Source organism: Pseudoxanthomonas sp. 3HH-4 (genome assembly GCF_006716465.1).
Taxonomy (GTDB): Bacteria; Pseudomonadota; Gammaproteobacteria; order Xanthomonadales; family Xanthomonadaceae; genus Pseudoxanthomonas_A.
Map to the genome: position 1 here is coordinate 402,945 of NZ_VFPB01000004.1, position 16,596 is coordinate 419,540.

The following is a 16,596-nucleotide window of genomic DNA, read 5'->3' on the forward strand; positions in this document are numbered from 1 at the left end:
CGGACTGTGGGAGCGAACAAGGGTGGATCAGACCGCGTTGGCGAGCAGCCGCTTCGCAGCGGCGTGGGCTTCCTTGCTGACTTCCACGCCGCCCAGCATCCTGGCCAGCTCTTCCTCGCGCTGCTTCGCACCCAGCTTCTCGACCGCGCTCTGGGTCATGCCCTCCACCGGCGCCTTGCTGACGCGATAGTGCGCATGGCCTTGCGCGGCGACCTGGGGCAGGTGGGTGACGCACAGCACCTGTCGCTGGGCGCCGAGTGCGCGCAGTTTCTGGCCGACGATCTCGGCGACTGCGCCGCCGATGCCGGTATCCACTTCGTCGAAGATCATGGTGGGAACGGCATCCAGGCCGAGCGCGGCTACTTCGATCGCCAGCGAGATGCGTGCGAGTTCGCCGCCTGAAGCGACCTTGCGCAGTGGGCGCGGCGGCTGGCCAGCGTTGGCGGATACAAGGAATTCAACGCGTTCTGCGCCTGTCGGGTCCGGACGCTCTCCCTCCTGGGCCTCCAGTGCGATCTCGAAACGGCCACCGCCCATCCCCAGCTCGGCGATCAACGTGGTCGTGGTGGCGCCGAGGGTCTTCGCCGCATGCTGGCGCGTGCGGGTCAGTGCCGAAGCAGCGTCGCGCCAATGTGCCCGCGCGGCATCGATGTCGCCGGTGAGCTGGAGCAGACGTTCGCCGGCGCCGCGCAGTGATTCCAGCTCGGCCGCCAGCCGGTCATGCTGCTCCTGCAGGCCGTCCAGCGGCACGCGGTGCTTGCGCGCCAGGTCATGCACGCGGGCGAGCTTGCGCTCCAGCGCATCGAACTGCAGGGGTTCGCCATCGAGGTCGTCCCGCACCTGGCCGAGCAAGGACAGGGCTTCCTCGATCTGGATCGCCGCGCCATCCAGCAGTGCATCCACGTCGCGCAGCCGCGGCTCGTGTTCGGCCTGGCGGGCGAGGTCGGCGCGCGTCTGCTGCAGGTGGCGGGTCAGCGACGGAGCGTCCTCGCCGGCCAACTGGTCCAGCGCCGCGTTACAGGCCTGGATCAGGCCGGTGGCGTGGGCCTGGCGGCGATGGCTGGCCACCAATGCCTCCAGCGCCGTCGGCGACAGGTCCTCGCGCTGCAGCTCTGCCAGCTGGTGCTCCAGATAATTGATCCGGTCCGAGACATCGCCCTGGCCGGACAATTGTTCGCGCTCGCGCAGGAGGGCGCTCCACTGTTGCGCCGCGCCGCGCACCGCGCTGCGCTGGTCGCCATTGCGGGCGAAGGCATCCAGCAGGTCCAACTGGCTCTGGCGGGCGAGCAGGGCCTGGTGTTCGTGCTGGCCGTGGATTTCCACCAGGCGGGCCGCGAGGTCGGAAAGCTGCGACAGCGTCACGCTGCGGCCATTGATCCAGGCGCGCGAGCCGCCATCGGCACGGATCACCCGGCGCAACTGGCATTGGCCGTCGTCATCCAGTTCGTTGTCCGCCAGCCATGCCTGTGCCGGCGAGCCCGCTCTGGCAGAGAACTCGGCGGAGAGCTCCGCGCGTTCGGCGCCATGCCGGACCACGCCGCTGTCGGCCCGCAGGCCCGACAGGAATCCTAGGGCGTCCACCAGCAGCGATTTGCCGGCGCCGGTTTCACCCGAAATGACGGTCATGCCATCGCCGAACTCCAGCTCGGCGGCGCGGACGACGGCGAAATCCTTGATGGCGAGGTGTCTGAGCATGCGGCGGATTGTAAGCGGTGCCGGCTCAGGTTCTGAGACGCTGGGGCGCTCGACTTGCAATGCTGCGGGCGCAACGCTATCTAACGGACATGAATTCGCCGTCCCCCCCGCTGGATCCGCGCGCCCGCCAGCTGCTGCGTACGCTGATCTCGCGCTATATCCGCGACGGCGAGCCGGTGGGGTCGCAGACGCTGGCCCGGCACGCCGGGCTGGAAGTCAGTTCGGCGACGATCCGCAACATCCTCTCGGAACTCGAGGAGGTCGGGCTGCTCAGTTCGCCGCATACCTCCGCCGGGCGCATTCCGACGGCGCAGGGCTACCGCGTGTTCGTGGACAGCCTGGTGCAGGTGAAGTCGCTGGGGGACGGCGAAGTGGCCCGGCTGCGTTCGGAACTCCCGGCCGGCGCCGGGACCCAGGCGCTGCTGGGCAACGCCTCCGAGCTGCTGTCGGCCATGACCCATTTCGTCGGCGTGGTCAGCGTGCCGCGGCGCGAGCAGTTCGCCTTCCGCTACATCGACTTCGTCCCGCTGGATGGCCAGCGGGTGATGGCCATCCTGGTGTTCGCCGACAACGACGTGCAGAACCGGGTGATCGAAACACGGCGTGCCTATGAGCGCCCGGAACTGGAGCGCATCGCCAATTACCTGAACACCCAGTTCGCCGGCCGGCCCTTGTCCGAGATCCGCGCGAACCTGCTGCACGACCTGCGCAGGGCGCAGACCGAAATGGAAGGGCTGCTGGCCGAATCCATCGAACTCGCGGAGCAGGCCCTGACGCCACCCAACGACGATGTGGTGCTGGCAGGGCAGACCCGCTTGATGGGGGTGCAGGAACTGTCCGACCTGGAACGGCTGCGGGACCTGTTCGAGGCCTTCGCCCGCAAGCGCGAGATCCTGCAATTGCTGGAACGCACGATCCGGGCGCCGGGCGTACGCATCTTCATCGGCGAGGACACGGGCCTGGCGCCGCACGACGGCGTCTCGGTGGTGACCGCCCCCTACATGGCGGGCGGGCAGGTGCTGGGCGTGCTGGGCGTCATCGGGCCTACCCGGATGGCGTATGACCGGGTCATCCCGGTGGTGCAGGCGGCGGCGGATGTACTCGGTGCGGCCTTGAATCCGGAAACGCCGGCCCCATAGGTTGGGGCTTGGGCGGCCGGACTTGCCGCGATGGGACCCGAAATGAACCAACACGAACATGATTCCGACCTGGGCGGCGGCAACGAGCCGCAGGACGTCGAAGGTGCGCTGATCGCCGAACTGGAAACCCTCCGCAACGAAGTGGACCAGCTTCGCGCGGCATCGCTGCTCGAGCGCGCCGACCTGGACAACCAGCGCAAGCGCGTGGCGCGCGATATCGAGCAGGCGCGCAAGTTCGCCAACGAACGCCTGCTGGGCGATCTGCTACCGGTGTTCGACAGTCTGGATGCCGGGCTCGCAGCGGCGGGCAATGAGCCCAGTCCGCTGCGCGACGGACTTGAGCTGACATACAAGCAACTGCTGAAGGTGGCTGGCGACAACGGCTTGACCCTGCTCGACCCGGCCGGCGAAGCCTTCAACCCCGAACACCACCAGGCCATCAGCCAGGCGGACGCCCCCGGCGCCGATCCCGGCAGCGTGGTGCAGGTGTTCCAGAAGGGCTATGTACTCAACGGCCGTCTGCTGCGTCCGGCCCTGGTCGTCGTGGCGAAACACGACTGAACGCACTCGCGGGGGCGCTTGAACGGCGCCATCGCACCCCTATATCGAGACCATCCACCCGGCCACGGCCGGATCCAGACAGAATTTGCTAGGGAGCATCCACCATGGGCAAGATCATCGGCATCGACCTCGGCACGACCAACTCGTGCGTGGCGATCATGGACGGCGGCAAGGCCCGCGTCATCGAGAACTCGGAAGGCGACCGCACCACGCCCTCCATCGTCGCCTACACCAAGGACGGCGAAGTGCTGGTGGGCGCCTCGGCCAAGCGCCAGGCGGTCACCAACCCGAAGAACACCTTCTACGCGGTGAAGCGCCTGATCGGCCGCAAGTTCACCGACGCCGAAGTGAAGAAGGACCTGGACCTGGTCCCGTACGCCATCATCCCGCATGAAAACGGCGACGCCTGGGTGCAGACCTCGGACGGCAAGAAGCTGTCCGCGCAGGAAATCTCCGCGCGCATCCTGGAAAAGATGAAGAAGACGGCCGAAGCCTTCCTGGGCGAGACCGTCACCGAAGCCGTGATCACCGTGCCGGCGTACTTCAACGACAGCCAGCGCCAGGCCACCAAGGACGCCGGCAAGATCGCCGGCCTGGACGTCAAGCGCATCATCAACGAGCCGACCGCGGCCGCGCTGGCCTACGGCCTGGACAAGGGTGACGGCGGCGCCGACCGCAAGATCGTCGTCTATGACCTGGGCGGCGGCACCTTCGACGTGTCCATCATCGAGATCGCGAACGTCGACGGCGAGAAGCAGTTCGAAGTGCTGGCCACCAACGGCGACACCTTCCTGGGCGGCGAAGACTTCGACAAGCGCGTCATCGACTACCTCGTCGAGGAATTCCAGAAGGACCAGGGCATCGACCTGCGCAAGGATCCGCTGGCCCTGCAGCGCCTGAAGGACGCGGCCGAGCGCGCCAAGATCGAGCTGTCCAGCTCGCAGCAGACCGAAGTGAACCTGCCGTACGTGACGGCCGACGCTTCCGGTCCGAAGCACCTCAACATCAAGCTGACCCGCGCCAAGCTGGAAGCGCTGGTCGAAGACCTGGTTAAGAAGACCATTGAGCCGTGCCGTATCGCGCTGAACGACGCCGGGCTGCGCGCCAGCGACATCGGCGAGGTGATCCTGGTTGGTGGCCAGACCCGCATGCCGAAGGTGCAGCAGGCGGTGGCCGAGTTCTTCGGCAAGGAACCGCGCAAGGACGTCAACCCGGACGAAGCCGTGGCGCTGGGCGCCGCGATCCAGGGCGGCGTGCTGGCCGGCGACGTCAAGGACGTGCTGCTGCTCGACGTGACTCCGCTGTCGCTGGGCATCGAAACGCTGGGTGGCGTGTTCACCAAGATCATCGAGAAGAACACCACCATCCCGACCAAGGCCTCGCAGACCTTCTCCACCGCCGAGGACAACCAGTCCGCGGTGACGGTGCACGTGCTGCAGGGCGAGCGCGAGCAGGCCCGCTTCAACAAGTCGCTGGCCAAGTTCGACCTGTCCGGCATCGAACCGGCACCGCGCGGCATGCCGCAGGTGGAAGTGTCGTTCGACATCGACGCGAACGGCATCCTGCACGTGTCGGCCAAGGACAAGAAGACCAACAAGGAACAGAAGGTCGAGATCAAGGCCGGCTCGGGCCTGTCCGAGGACGAGATCGCGCGCATGGTCGCCGATGCCGAAGCGCATCGCGAGGAAGACAAGAAGTTCCAGGAACTCGTGCAGGCTCGCAACCAGGCCGACGGCCTGCTGCACGCCACCCGCAGCGCGATCACCGAACACGGCAGCAAGGTGCCGGGCGACGTGATCGGCCGCGTCGAGGCCGCCATCGCCGACCTCGACACCGCCATGAAGGGCGACGACAAGGCGCAGATCGAAGCCAAGTCCAAGGCATTGGAGGAAGCCGCCCAGTCGCTGTATGCGGCCGCCGCATCCGAACAGCCGGGCGCCGCCGACGCGGGCCAGGGCAATGCCGCCGACGACGTGGTCGATGCGGAGTTCACCGAAGTGAAAGACGACAAGAAGCCGTGATGAGTGATTCGGATTCGTGATTCGGAAAGGTGGAGCGCAAGCTCCACTTCTTCCATCGCGGATCCAGGACATCGAACAGGCAGCTGCTTTTGCGAATCACCCATAACCCCTCACGAATCACGGCTCCATGAGCAAACGCGACTACTACGAAGTCCTGGGCGTGGCCCGCGACGCCAGTGACGAAGACCTGAAGAAGGCCTATCGCCGCTGTGCGATGAAGCACCACCCGGACCGCAACCCGGGCGATGCGGCCGCCGAGGCTGCGTTCAAGGAGTGCAAGGAGGCCTACGAGGTCTTGTCGGACGGCGCCAAGCGCCGTACCTACGATGCGCATGGACACGCCGCGTTCGAGCACGGCATGGGCGGCGGTGGTCCCGGCGGCCCCGACATGGGCGATATTTTCGGCGACATCTTCGGCAACATCTTCGGCGGAGGCGGTGCCCGCGCGGCACGGCGCGGCGCGGATGTCGGCTACGTGATGGAGCTGGACCTGGAGGAAGCCGTCGCTGGTGTCGAGAAGCGCATAGACATTCCCTCGCTGGTCGCCTGCGCGCCGTGCAAGGGCTCGGGTTCGGCCGACGGCAAGGTGGAGACCTGCGGCACCTGCGGTGGGCGCGGCAACGTGCGCATGCAGCGCGGCATCTTCGCCATGCAGCAGGCGTGTCCGGCCTGTGGTGGTCGCGGCCAGATCATCCGGAATCCCTGCACGGAATGCCATGGCGCCGGGCGCGTGGAAGAAGAAAAGGTCCTGTCGGTCAAGATTCCGGCCGGCGTGGACAACGGTGACCGTATCCGCTTGGCCGGGGAGGGTGAAGCCGGCCCGCCGGGCACGCCGCCCGGTGACCTGTACGTGGAAGTGCGCGTGCGCGAACACGACATCTTCCAGCGCGATGGCGACGACCTGCACTGCGAAGTGCCCATCCGCATTTCGCAGGCGGCGCTGGGCGACACCGTGCGCGTTCCCACGTTGCATGGCGAGGCGGAGATCCGCATTCCCGCGGAAACGCAGACCGGCAAGCTGTTCCGTCTGCGCGGCAAGGGCGTCAAGTCCGTGCGCAGCCGCAGCGAGGGCGATCTGTACTGCCGCGTGGTGGTGGAAACACCGGTCAACCTGACCCCCGAGCAGCGGGAACTGCTGGAGAAATTCGAGGCCACTTTCAGCGGCGACGAGGCGCGCAAGCACTCGCCGAAGTCGGCCACGTTCCTGGATGGCGTCAAGGGCTTCTGGGACCGGATGACGTCCTGACACCCCGCACTTCCGGCTTGCTTCTAGAATAGGGCTCCCTGGCGGAGCCCTATTCGTGTCCGGACCCCTGATCGGCATCGTCGGCAGTGCAGGCGCATACGGCCGCTGGCTGCAGAACTTCTTCCGCATGCGGATGGGCCTGCAGGTCATTGGCCATGATCCCGCCGATCCCGGCTCCGTCGACGAGCCGGAACTGGTGCGGCGTGCTGACGTGCTGGTGTTCTCCGCGCCGATCCGCCACACCACCACGCTGGTTGCACGTTACATCGAACTGGCCGACGGCAGCGAAACGGGAAAGCTGTGGCTGGACATCACGTCGATCAAGGCGGCCCCCGTCGCCGCCATGCTGCAGTCACGAGCCGAAGTCGTGGGGTTGCACCCGATGACCGCGCCACCCAAGGCACCCACGCTGAAGGGCCGCGTCATGGTGGTCTGCGAAGCGCGCCTGGAAAGTTGGCGGCCGTGGCTGGCCGGATTGCTGGCCACGTTGGAAGCCGAGTGCGTGCAGGCAACGCCGGAACAGCACGACCGGGTCATGGCGCTGGTGCAGGCCATGGTGCATGCCTCGCATCTGGCCCAGGCGGGCGTCCTGCGCGCGCAATCGGCGAGGGTCGGCCACCTGGCCGCGTTGATGCCGTTCCGCTCCGCATCCTTCGAGATGGATGCGGCGATCATCGCGCGCATCCTGTCGTTGAATCCGGCCATCTACGAAGACATCCAGTTCGGGAATCCCTATGCCGGCGAAACGCTGCGGGCGCTGGGCACGCAGATCACCCGGATGGCGTCGCTGGTGGGCGAGGGGACGGACATGGCGCGCGCGGCGTTCCGCAAGGAATTCCTGCGCGAGAACCGCGAAGCGTTCGGCGACACGACCTTGGCCGAGGGCAACTACAGTTACGAGCGCATCGGCTATCTGCTGGCCGATCTCGCCGGCGCGCAAGCACTCAGCGTGCACCTGCCGGAAGACAGGCCGGGCTCTCTGCGCGCCCTGCTGCACGTGTTCGAGCGGCACGCCGTCAGCCTGTCATCGATCCATTCATCGCGCACGCCGGAGGGCGAGGTGCATTTCCGCATCGGATTCGATGCGGACGTGGACCCCTTGGCGCTGGCCCGCGTGGTGGGCGACATCAACGACACGGGCCTGGGGAAGGTGTTGGCATGAGCGCGACGATGGAGGTGATGGCCTTGACCATCGATGGGGTGCTCGCGGGGAAGGCTGTCGAGTTCACCCGTCCCGGCAGTCGCAGCGCGATCGCGAAATCACGGCTTGAGGGCAGGCAGCCGGTCACCCTGCTGGGCATCCTGGGTGACGAGCAGGGCGACCTGCGCGTGCATGGCGGGCCGGACAAGGCCATCCATCACTACCCTGCGGACCACTACGCCCGATGGCGCGACGATATCGGGGCGCATCCACTGCTCGATGCTCCCGGTGCATTCGGCGAAAACATCAGTACGCATGGCATGACCGAGGACGCGATCTGTCTTGGCGACCGCTTCCGGCTGGGGACGGCGCTGGTTGAAGTGTCCCAGTCCCGACAGCCGTGCTGGAAACTGTCGGACCGTTTCGCCGTGTCCGACATGGCCCGTCGCGTGCAGGAGTCGGGGCGGACCGGCTGGTACTACCGCGTGCTCGAAGAGGGAGAAGTGCAGGCAGGTGACCGCATGACGCTGGAGGCTCGGCCACATCCGACGTGGCCACTCGCGCGCCTGATCGAGCTGCTGTACCGGCGATCGCCAGAGCCCGCCCTGCTGCGCGATGTGTTGTTACTGCCACTGGTGCCGTCATGGCGGACGCTGTTCGAACGCCGCCTTGCGCAGGGCGCCATCGAGGATTGGGGCAAACGATTGACGGGCGCTTCTTCGCACGCATGAAGCACCGCACGGCGTTTCATGCGAGCGGCCACCTGCCAGATACATGCGTTTACTCGACAGGGTGATGTCGTCCCACTAGCATCGCATGTGTCCGGTGCCGGCATGCATGGCATCGCTTTCATCATCCGCAGGGAGTGTGGGGAGATGAGCCGGGATAACAGATTGACGTCGTTGTCGTCAGTGCGGCCTGACATGCGAGACGGCGAAGCGGCTTCGTCGGCCGCCGACGATATCGCCTTGCTGAAGCGCATCGTCGCGGCGCAAAGCGAGATCGCTGCCGCAGGCCCCGAACCGCAGGGGGTCGTGGACGCGATCACCCATCGTGCGCAGGAACTCACGCGCTCAGCCGGCGCGGTGCTGGAAATCCGTGATGGCGACGTGATGCGCTATTGGTCGGCCAGCGGGATCGCGCAAGGGCAGGTCGGCTTCAGCCTGCCGGTGTCCGGCAGCTTGTCCGGGCGCTGCATCGAAGAGCAACGGGTGTTGAAATGCGATGACAGCGAAGTGGATCCGCGCGTCAATCGTGAGGCTTGCCGCAGCGTGGGGTTGCGATCGATGCTGGTAGCGCCCCTGAGCTTCCGCGGACAGGTGGTGGGTGTGCTGAAGGTCCTGGCGACCACGCCCACCGCCTATGCGGACACGGACTGCAGGACGCTCGAGCATTTGAGTACCCTCGTGGCCGCGAGCATGTACAAGGCCATCGAACATGCGCAGATGCGCGCAGCGCTGGATGCCCGCATGGGTCAGGGCGAACGCGAGCGGCGTCATGCGCAGGACGCCCGGGAGCGCTTGCTGCAGGTGCTGGACGGGGCGCAGCTCACGGCAGCCCTGCAGCCGATCGTCAGGCTCGCCGACGGCGTGGTGGTGGGCTACGAGGCGCTTGCGCGGTTTCCGCTGGAGTACGACCTGTCGACAGGCCGCTGGTTCGAGGATGCGGCGAGGAGCGGCTTGAGCGTGGAACTGGAGCTGGCCGCCGCAGCGGTCGCCCTGGCGCGTTTGCCGTCCCTTCCCGATGACGCCTTCCTCGCCGTCAACGTATCGCCCGAAACCGCCTGCAACGCACGCTTCCAGGACCTGCTCGCCGGCCACGCCCCGGAACGGCTGGTGTTGGAAATCACCGAACACACCGCCGTGGAAGATTACGCGCGCCTTGGCCAGTGCCTGTCCTCGCTGCAGCGGGCCGGCGTCCGCATCGCCGTGGACGATACCGGGGCAGGTTTCGCCAGCTTGCGCCACGTGCTGAGGTTGGCGCCGGACATCATCAAGCTCGACATCACGCTGGTGCGTGAAATCGACCAGCGTCCGCGCGTGCAGTCGCTCGTGGCGGCGCTCCTGACATTCGCGCAGGGCACGCAGGCGGAACTGATCGCGGAAGGCGTCGAGAACGAGCGGCAACTGCAGACGCTGAAGGAGCTGGGGGTGCCATTCGCACAGGGATTCCACCTGGGCTATCCGCAGGCTCCCTGATCCGGACACTGCCGGTTCGCGTTGGCATCACGCGCCCGCTACCATGCCTGCATGGACACTTCCCCGATACGTCTCCTGATCCATGGTGCCTCCGGCCGGATGGGGCAGGCCTTGCTTCGACTGGCGGCCGAGCAGCCAGCGCTGTACCAGACCGTGGCGGCCGTGACACGGCGCGCACCCACGCAGCGGGTGGTCGACGGCGTGCCGCACTTTGCGGCCAGCGAACTGGCGGGCGTGCCCGACTTTGACGTGGTGATCGACTTCAGCCTGCCCGAAGGGTTCGACCCGGTGCTGGCGCTGTGTGCCGACCGTGGCCGGGCACTGGTCTCCGGCACCACCGGCATATCCCCCGTGCAGCAGGAGGCATTGGCCGCGGCCAGTGGGCGCATTCCGCTGGTGTGGGCGACGAATTTCAGCCTGGGAGTGGCGGTGCTGGCCGACATGGTCGAACGCGTGGCGGCGGCGTTGCCGGGGTGGGACGTGGACATCGTGGAGTCCCACCATGTCCACAAGAAGGATGCCCCGTCCGGCACCGCATTGACGCTGGGACAGGCCGCCGGCAGTGCGGGTGCGCAGGTGCACTACGCCAGTCTGCGGGCCGGCGACATTGTCGGTGAACATACCGTGCAGTTCGCCGGGCTCGGCGAGCGTATCGAGCTGACGCACCGTGCCACGCATCGCGACGTCTTCGCACGTGGCGCCCTGCACGTCGCGCGCGTGCTGTCGGGACGCCCGCCGGGCGCCTATCACGTGCGGGATCTGCTGGATTGAAGGCTGGCCGGACGTCCTGATACGGACGCCGGAATATGAACACGCCTCGCCGCGGGCGGGTGCTGTCCGTCGGACAGGCAAAAAAACGGTGGCGCTGAACAGGCCATCCCCGTACAATTCCCGCTCGCCTGTTACCCATCGCCACGGACCGGATAAATGCCGCGTTCGCGGTTTCTTGCAGCCGCAAGTCGGTGGGGCAGGGTTCCTCCACCCCAAGGCGAACCCCGTGACACGACCCGCAATTCTCGTACTCGAAGACGGCAGCGTATTCGAGGGCGACTCCGTAGGCGCCGACGGCCTTTCGGTCGGCGAAGTGGTGTTCAACACCGCGATGACCGGTTATCAGGAAATCCTGACCGACCCGTCCTACGCCCGCCAACTGGTCACCCTGACCTATCCCCATATCGGCAATACAGGCTGCACCGACCAGGACGACGAAGCCGCCAGGGTCTGGTGCGCCGGCCTCATCGTGCGCGACGTGCCGCGCCGCCCCAGCAGCTGGCGCAGCCAGCAGGCGTTGCCGGAATGGCTGCAGTCGCGCGGCATCGTCGCCATCGCCGGCATCGACACCCGCAAGCTGACGCGCATCCTGCGCGAGCGTGGTGCGCAGAACGGCGCACTGATGGCGGGCGAGGGCATCAACGCAGAGATGGCGCTGGAAGCTGCGCGCAAGTTCCCCGGCCTGAAAGGCATGGACCTGGCCAAGGTGGTCAGCACCGACAAACCGTATCCCTGGCGCGACGGCCAGTTGGACCTGGACCGCAACGCCTTCGTGCAGGCGCCGGCGAAGTTCAAGGTCGTGGCGTACGATTTCGGCGTGAAGCACAACATCCTGCGCATGCTGGCCGAACGCGGTTGCGACGTGACCGTGGTGCCCGCGCAGACCAGCGCCGCCGACGTGCTCGCGCTGCAGCCGGATGGCGTGTTCCTGTCCAACGGCCCGGGCGACCCCGCGCCGTGCGACTACGCCATCACCGCCATACGCGAGTTCATCGCGAAGAAGGTTCCGACGTTCGGCATCTGCCTGGGCCACCAGCTGCTGGCCCTGGCGGCTGGCGCACAGACGATGAAGATGGGCCACGGCCACCACGGTGCCAATCACCCGGTGCAGGATCTCGACAGCGGTCGCGTGATGATCACCTCGCAGAACCACGGCTTCGCGGTGGATGAAGCGACGCTGCCGGCCAACGTGCGCGTGATCCATCGTTCGCTGTTCGACGGCACCAACCAGGGCATCGAACTGACGGATGCACCCGCCTTCTCGTTCCAGGGGCATCCGGAGGCATCGCCGGGCCCGCATGATGTATCGCCGTTGTTCGACCGGTTCGTGGCCTCGATGGAGACACGCTGATGCGCGTGTGCCTTGCTGTCACCGCTGTGCTGATGGCGCTTGCGCTACCGGCTGCTGCGGCCACGCCCGGTGAAAAGCAGATCGACGAGATGACCGACCTGCTGGTCAGCATGCTGCCGGTCGGCGCCATCATGGAAGAGGCGGCCGGCGAGAATCCCGCCTGGCCGGTGCAGGACAAGCCTGATGCCGTCACGCCCGTGCAGTTGGCCTGCCTGCGCAACGAACTTTCCCGCGACGGCTTCCGCCGTGTGAAGCGGGCAGAAGTGGTCGAGTACGCAGTGGCACATCCGGGCCGGTTCGCCGAAGAACTGCAACTGGCGCGCACGGCGGCGCCGGTGTTCGGCAGCATCGTGCAGGCGGGCATCGCCTCGGCGAAGACGGACACCGACCTGGATCCCGCCGACCTGATGCGGACGGCCAGTGCGGACCAGTTGCTGGCGCTGCTCACCATCGCGCGCGATCCCGGGTACCGCGATTTCCGCGCATTGAGTGGTTTCGGCGATGTGCTCGCCGGCGATGGCGGCAAGGCCGACGGCAAGTCGGTGGGCGAGATGGCGGCCATCAAGATGATGTTCCAGGGCATGAAGGCGTGCGATGTGTCGCCAGGTGCCCTGATGTGATGTGCACCCGTGCGCGCCCATGCGCGCCGGGACAAGAGGTGGAGCGTGGCCCGTCCATCGCCCCTGTCGGACGCGCGCCTGGAGCAGATGCCCAGGGCGGCGGCCCCACACAATCCGAGAAGTAGATTCCCATGCCCAAGCGCAACGACCTTAAAACCATCCTGATCATCGGCGCAGGCCCGATCGTCATCGGCCAGGCCTGCGAGTTCGATTATTCCGGCGCGCAGGCATGCAAGGCGCTGCGGGAAGAGGGGTACCGGGTGGTGCTGGTCAACAGCAATCCGGCGACCATCATGACCGACCCGGAGATGGCGGATGCGGTCTACATCGAGCCCATCAACTGGCAGACGGTCGAGAAGATCATCGCCAAGGAGAAACCCGACGCGCTGCTGCCGACCATGGGGGGTCAGACCGCGCTGAACTGCGCGCTGGACCTGGCCGACAACGGGGTACTGGAGAAGTACGGGGTCGAGCTGATCGGCGCCAAGCGCGAAGCCATCCGTATGGCCGAGGACCGCGAGCTGTTCCGCGTGGCCATGGGCGAGATCGGACTGGAATGTCCGAAAGCCGCCGTGGCCCACACGCTGGAAGAAGCGCTGGAGATCCAGACCCGCGTCGGCTATCCCACCATCATCCGGCCCAGCTTCACCTTGGGCGGCAGCGGTGGCGGGATCGCTTACAACCGCGAAGAACTGATCGACATCGTCACCCGCGGCCTGGAACTGTCGCCGACCACCGAAGTGCTGGTTGAGGAGTCGGTGCTGGGCTGGAAGGAATTCGAGATGGAAGTGGTCCGCGACACCGCGGACAACTGCATCATCGTGTGCTCCATCGAGAACCTCGACCCGATGGGCGTGCACACCGGCGACAGCATCACGGTCGCACCCGCGCAGACCCTGACCGACAAGGAATACCAGCGCCTGCGCGATGCCTCCATCGCGGTGCTGCGCAAGATCGGCGTGGACACCGGCGGTTCGAACGTGCAGTTCGGCATCAATGCGCAGACCGGGCGCGTGGTCGTCATCGAGATGAATCCGCGCGTGTCGCGTTCGTCCGCGCTGGCATCGAAGGCCACCGGCTTCCCGATCGCCAAGGTCGCGGCGAAGCTGGCCGTGGGCTACACCCTGGATGAGCTGAAGAACGAGATCACCGGCGGCCTGACGCCGGCCTCGTTCGAACCGGCCATCGACTACGTGGTCACCAAGATCCCGCGCTTCGCGTTCGAGAAGTTCCCGCAGGCCGATGCACGCCTGACCACGCAGATGAAGTCGGTGGGCGAGGTGATGGCGATGGGCCGCACCTTCCAGGAATCGCTGCAGAAGGCGTTGCGCGGCCTGGAAACCGGCAAGGTCGGCCTCGACCCGACCGGCCTGGACCTCACCAGCGAAGACGACCTGACCACGCTGCGCCGCGAACTGAAGGCGCCCGGCCCGGAGCGTCTGTTCCACGTCGCCGACGCCTTCCGTGCCGGCATGACCGTGGAGCAGGTGCATGCGCTGTCGTTCATCGATCCGTGGTTCCTCGACCAGATGGAAGAGATCATCGCCGCCGAGCAGCAACTGGCCACCGATGGGCTCGGCTCGCTGGACAAGGCGCGCATGCGCCGTCTCAAGCGCATGGGTTTCTCGGATGCGCGCCTGGCGCAACTGGCGAACACGAATGAAGCCGCCGTGCGCGTGCTGCGCAAGGCACTGGGGGTGAAGCCGGTCTACAAGCGCGTGGACTCGTGCGCGGCCGAGTTCGCCACCAGCACCGCCTACCTGTACTCGACCTACGAGGACGAGTGCGAGGCCGAGCCGACCAACCGCGACAAGATCATGATCCTGGGCGGTGGTCCGAACCGGATCGGGCAGGGCATCGAGTTCGACTACTGCTGCGTGCATGCAGCGCTCGCGCTGCGCGAGGATGGATTCGAGACCATCATGGTCAACTGCAATCCGGAAACCGTGTCCACCGACTACGACACCTCGGACCGCCTGTATTTCGAACCGCTCACGCTGGAAGACGTGCTGGCCATCGTGGAGCTGGAGCAGCCCAAGGGCGTGATCGTGCAGTACGGCGGGCAGACCCCGCTGAAGCTGGCGCAGGCCCTGGAAGCCAATGGCGTGCCGATCATCGGCACGTCGCCGGACTCGATCGACCTGGCCGAAGACCGCGAGCGTTTCCAGCAACTGGTCGACAGGCTGGGTCTGAAGCAGCCGCCGAACCGCATCGCCCGCAACGACCAGGAAGCGCTGCTGCTGGCCCGGGAAATCGGCTATCCGCTGGTGGTGCGTCCGTCGTACGTGCTGGGCGGACGCGCGATGGAGATCGTCTATGGCGAATCCGACCTGGCCCGCTACGTGCGCGACGCGGTGAAGGTCTCCAACGATTCGCCGGTGCTGCTCGACCGCTTCCTCGACAATGCGGTGGAAGTGGACGTGGACATCATCGCCGACCCCGAAGGCAACGTGCTGATCGGTGGCGTGATGGAGCACATCGAGGAAGCGGGCGTGCATTCGGGCGATTCGTCCTGCTCGCTGCCGCCGTACTCGCTGTCGGCCAAGACGCAGGACGAACTGCGCCGGCAGGTGGTGGAACTGGCCAAGGCACTGAAGGTCGTCGGCCTGATGAACACCCAGTTCGCCATCCAGGCCGCCGAGGATGGTGGGGACGACATCGTCTACCTGCTGGAAGTGAACCCGCGCGCCTCGCGTACGGTGCCGTTCGTATCCAAGGCCACCGGCATGCCGCTGGCCAAGATCGCGGCCCGCTGCATGGCCGGCAAGACGCTGGCAGGGCAGGGCGCTACCCGGGAGATCGTGCCGGACTACTACTCGGTGAAGGAGGCGATCTTTCCGTTCGCCAAGTTCCAGGGCGTGGACCCGATCCTGGGCCCGGAAATGCGTTCCACCGGCGAGGTGATGGGCGTGGGCCGCAGTTTCGGCGCCGCCATGGCGCGCGCGCAGGAAGCCGGTGGCATCAAGGCGCCGCCGGTCGGCAAGGTGTTCATCTCGGTACGCGACCCGGACAAGAAGCGCGTGCTGCCGGTGGCGCAGGAGCTGGTAGGCCGCGGTTTCAGCATCGTGGCCACCGCCGGCACCGCCGCGTGGCTGCGTGAGCGCGGCATCGACTGCGAGCAGGTGAACAAGGTGGTCGAGGGCCGTCCGCACGTGGTGGACCTGATCAAGAACGGCGAGATCGTGTATATCGTCAACACGACGGAAGGACGCCAGGCCATTGCCGACTCCTTCTCGATCCGGCGCGAGGCCTTGCAGCACCGCGTCACCTACTCAACCACCGTTGCCGGCGCCAAGGCGCTGGTGCATTCGCTGGAATACCGTGGCACGGGCCCGGTGCTGGCATTGCAGGAACTGCACAAGGAGCTTCAAGGGTGAGAGCCCCATTGACCATGCAGGGCGCGCAGCGCCTGCGCCAGGAACTGGATCTGCTGAAGACGGTTAAGCGGCCGGAAGTGATCACCGCCATCGCCGAAGCGCGCGCGCACGGTGACCTGAAGGAAAACGCGGAATACCATGCTGCCCGCGAGCAGCAGGGTTTCATCGAAGGCCGCATCAAGCAGCTGGAAGGCGAGCTGTCGCACGCCGAGATCATCGATGTCAGCAAGCTCAACGCCGGCACGCGCATCGTGTTCGGCGCCCGCGTGGTGCTGGCCGATGTCGACACCGACGAGGAGAAGCGCTATCAGGTGGTCGGCGACCTGGAGGCGGACATCAAGCTGGGCCTGATCGCGATCTCCTCGCCGCTGGCCCGGGCGCTGATCGGCAAGCACGAAGGCGACAGCGTCACGATCGACGCGCCTGCCGGCCAGCGCGAATACGAAATCGTCAGCGTTTCCTACGCAGACTGAGCC

Annotated in this window: 13 protein-coding genes; 12 read left to right on the forward strand and 1 reads right to left on the reverse strand. The window is 66.6% G+C overall.

The window, feature by feature from the left end:
• Positions 1 to 27 precede the first annotated feature (27 nt).
• Entirely contained in the window at positions 28 to 1,695 is a 1,668-nt protein-coding gene (gene recN / locus FB548_RS14055; RefSeq protein ID WP_142125398.1) for a DNA repair protein RecN, read from the reverse strand.
• Between the two features lie 89 nt (positions 1,696 to 1,784).
• Between recN and hrcA the strand changes: the two genes are divergently transcribed.
• From hrcA to greA, 12 genes are all read left to right on the forward strand, one after another.
• Entirely contained in the window at positions 1,785 to 2,834 is a 1,050-nt protein-coding gene (gene hrcA / locus FB548_RS14060; protein WP_142125399.1) for a heat-inducible transcriptional repressor HrcA, read from the forward strand.
• A 42-nt stretch (positions 2,835 to 2,876) separates the two neighbouring features.
• Positions 2,877 to 3,395, forward strand: a complete 519-nt coding sequence (grpE, locus tag FB548_RS14065) for a nucleotide exchange factor GrpE (protein ID WP_142125400.1) — start codon at positions 2,877 to 2,879, stop codon at positions 3,393 to 3,395.
• A 104-nt stretch (positions 3,396 to 3,499) separates the two neighbouring features.
• Positions 3,500 to 5,416, forward strand: a complete 1,917-nt coding sequence (gene dnaK / locus FB548_RS14070) for a molecular chaperone DnaK (RefSeq protein WP_142125401.1) — start codon at positions 3,500 to 3,502, stop codon at positions 5,414 to 5,416.
• 127 nt (positions 5,417 to 5,543) lie between these two features.
• Positions 5,544 to 6,662: a molecular chaperone DnaJ gene (gene dnaJ, locus FB548_RS14075; protein WP_142125402.1), complete on the forward strand. Its 1,119-nt coding sequence runs from the start codon at positions 5,544 to 5,546 to the stop codon at positions 6,660 to 6,662.
• 55 nt (positions 6,663 to 6,717) lie between these two features.
• Positions 6,718 to 7,824 (forward strand): prephenate dehydrogenase, encoded by a 1,107-nt coding sequence (locus tag FB548_RS14080; protein WP_142125403.1) that lies wholly within the window; start codon positions 6,718 to 6,720, stop codon positions 7,822 to 7,824.
• Positions 7,821 to 8,534, forward strand: coding sequence for an MOSC domain-containing protein (locus FB548_RS14085; RefSeq protein WP_142125404.1), 714 nt, complete (start codon positions 7,821 to 7,823; stop codon positions 8,532 to 8,534). The genes FB548_RS14080 and FB548_RS14085 overlap by 4 nt, the downstream gene beginning before the upstream one ends.
• A gap of 192 nt (positions 8,535 to 8,726) precedes the next feature.
• A complete protein-coding gene (locus FB548_RS14090; protein WP_142125405.1) occupies positions 8,727 to 10,001 on the forward strand; it encodes an EAL domain-containing protein in 1,275 nt (424 codons plus the stop codon).
• Between the two features lie 51 nt (positions 10,002 to 10,052).
• Positions 10,053 to 10,772 carry a 4-hydroxy-tetrahydrodipicolinate reductase gene (gene dapB / locus FB548_RS14095; protein ID WP_142125406.1) on the forward strand — a complete coding sequence of 240 codons (720 nt, stop codon included), beginning with the start codon at positions 10,053 to 10,055 and terminating at the stop codon, positions 10,770 to 10,772.
• 226 nt (positions 10,773 to 10,998) lie between these two features.
• Positions 10,999 to 12,123, forward strand: a complete 1,125-nt coding sequence (gene carA / locus FB548_RS14100) for a glutamine-hydrolyzing carbamoyl-phosphate synthase small subunit (protein WP_142125407.1) — start codon at positions 10,999 to 11,001, stop codon at positions 12,121 to 12,123.
• Entirely contained in the window at positions 12,123 to 12,743 is a 621-nt protein-coding gene (locus tag FB548_RS14105; protein ID WP_142125408.1) for a hypothetical protein, read from the forward strand. The genes carA and FB548_RS14105 overlap by 1 nt, the downstream gene beginning before the upstream one ends.
• A 131-nt stretch (positions 12,744 to 12,874) precedes the next feature.
• Positions 12,875 to 16,120 carry a carbamoyl-phosphate synthase large subunit gene (gene carB, locus FB548_RS14110; RefSeq protein WP_142125409.1) on the forward strand — a complete coding sequence of 1,082 codons (3,246 nt, stop codon included), beginning with the start codon at positions 12,875 to 12,877 and terminating at the stop codon, positions 16,118 to 16,120.
• A gap of 8 nt (positions 16,121 to 16,128) precedes the next feature.
• Positions 16,129 to 16,593: a transcription elongation factor GreA gene (gene greA, locus FB548_RS14115; protein ID WP_185742123.1), complete on the forward strand. Its 465-nt coding sequence runs from the start codon at positions 16,129 to 16,131 to the stop codon at positions 16,591 to 16,593.
• Positions 16,594 to 16,596: the final 3 nt, after the last annotated feature.

Bases quoted from the DNA above. Each gene is read 5' to 3' on its own strand.
- recN (WP_142125398.1), bottom strand. From the start codon at position 1,695: ATGCTCAGACACCTCGCCATCAAGGATTTCGCCGTCGTCCGCGCCGCC.
- hrcA (WP_142125399.1), top strand. From the start codon at position 1,785: ATGAATTCGCCGTCCCCCCCGCTGGATCCGCGCGCCCGCCAGCTGCTG.
- grpE (WP_142125400.1), top strand. From the start codon at position 2,877: ATGAACCAACACGAACATGATTCCGACCTGGGCGGCGGCAACGAGCCG.
- dnaK (WP_142125401.1), top strand. From the start codon at position 3,500: ATGGGCAAGATCATCGGCATCGACCTCGGCACGACCAACTCGTGCGTG.
- dnaJ (WP_142125402.1), top strand. From the start codon at position 5,544: ATGAGCAAACGCGACTACTACGAAGTCCTGGGCGTGGCCCGCGACGCC.
- FB548_RS14085 (WP_142125404.1), top strand. From the start codon at position 7,821: ATGAGCGCGACGATGGAGGTGATGGCCTTGACCATCGATGGGGTGCTC.
- FB548_RS14090 (WP_142125405.1), top strand. From the start codon at position 8,727: ATGCGAGACGGCGAAGCGGCTTCGTCGGCCGCCGACGATATCGCCTTG.
- dapB (WP_142125406.1), top strand. From the start codon at position 10,053: ATGGACACTTCCCCGATACGTCTCCTGATCCATGGTGCCTCCGGCCGG.
- FB548_RS14105 (WP_142125408.1), top strand. From the start codon at position 12,123: ATGCGCGTGTGCCTTGCTGTCACCGCTGTGCTGATGGCGCTTGCGCTA.
- carB (WP_142125409.1), top strand. From the start codon at position 12,875: ATGCCCAAGCGCAACGACCTTAAAACCATCCTGATCATCGGCGCAGGC.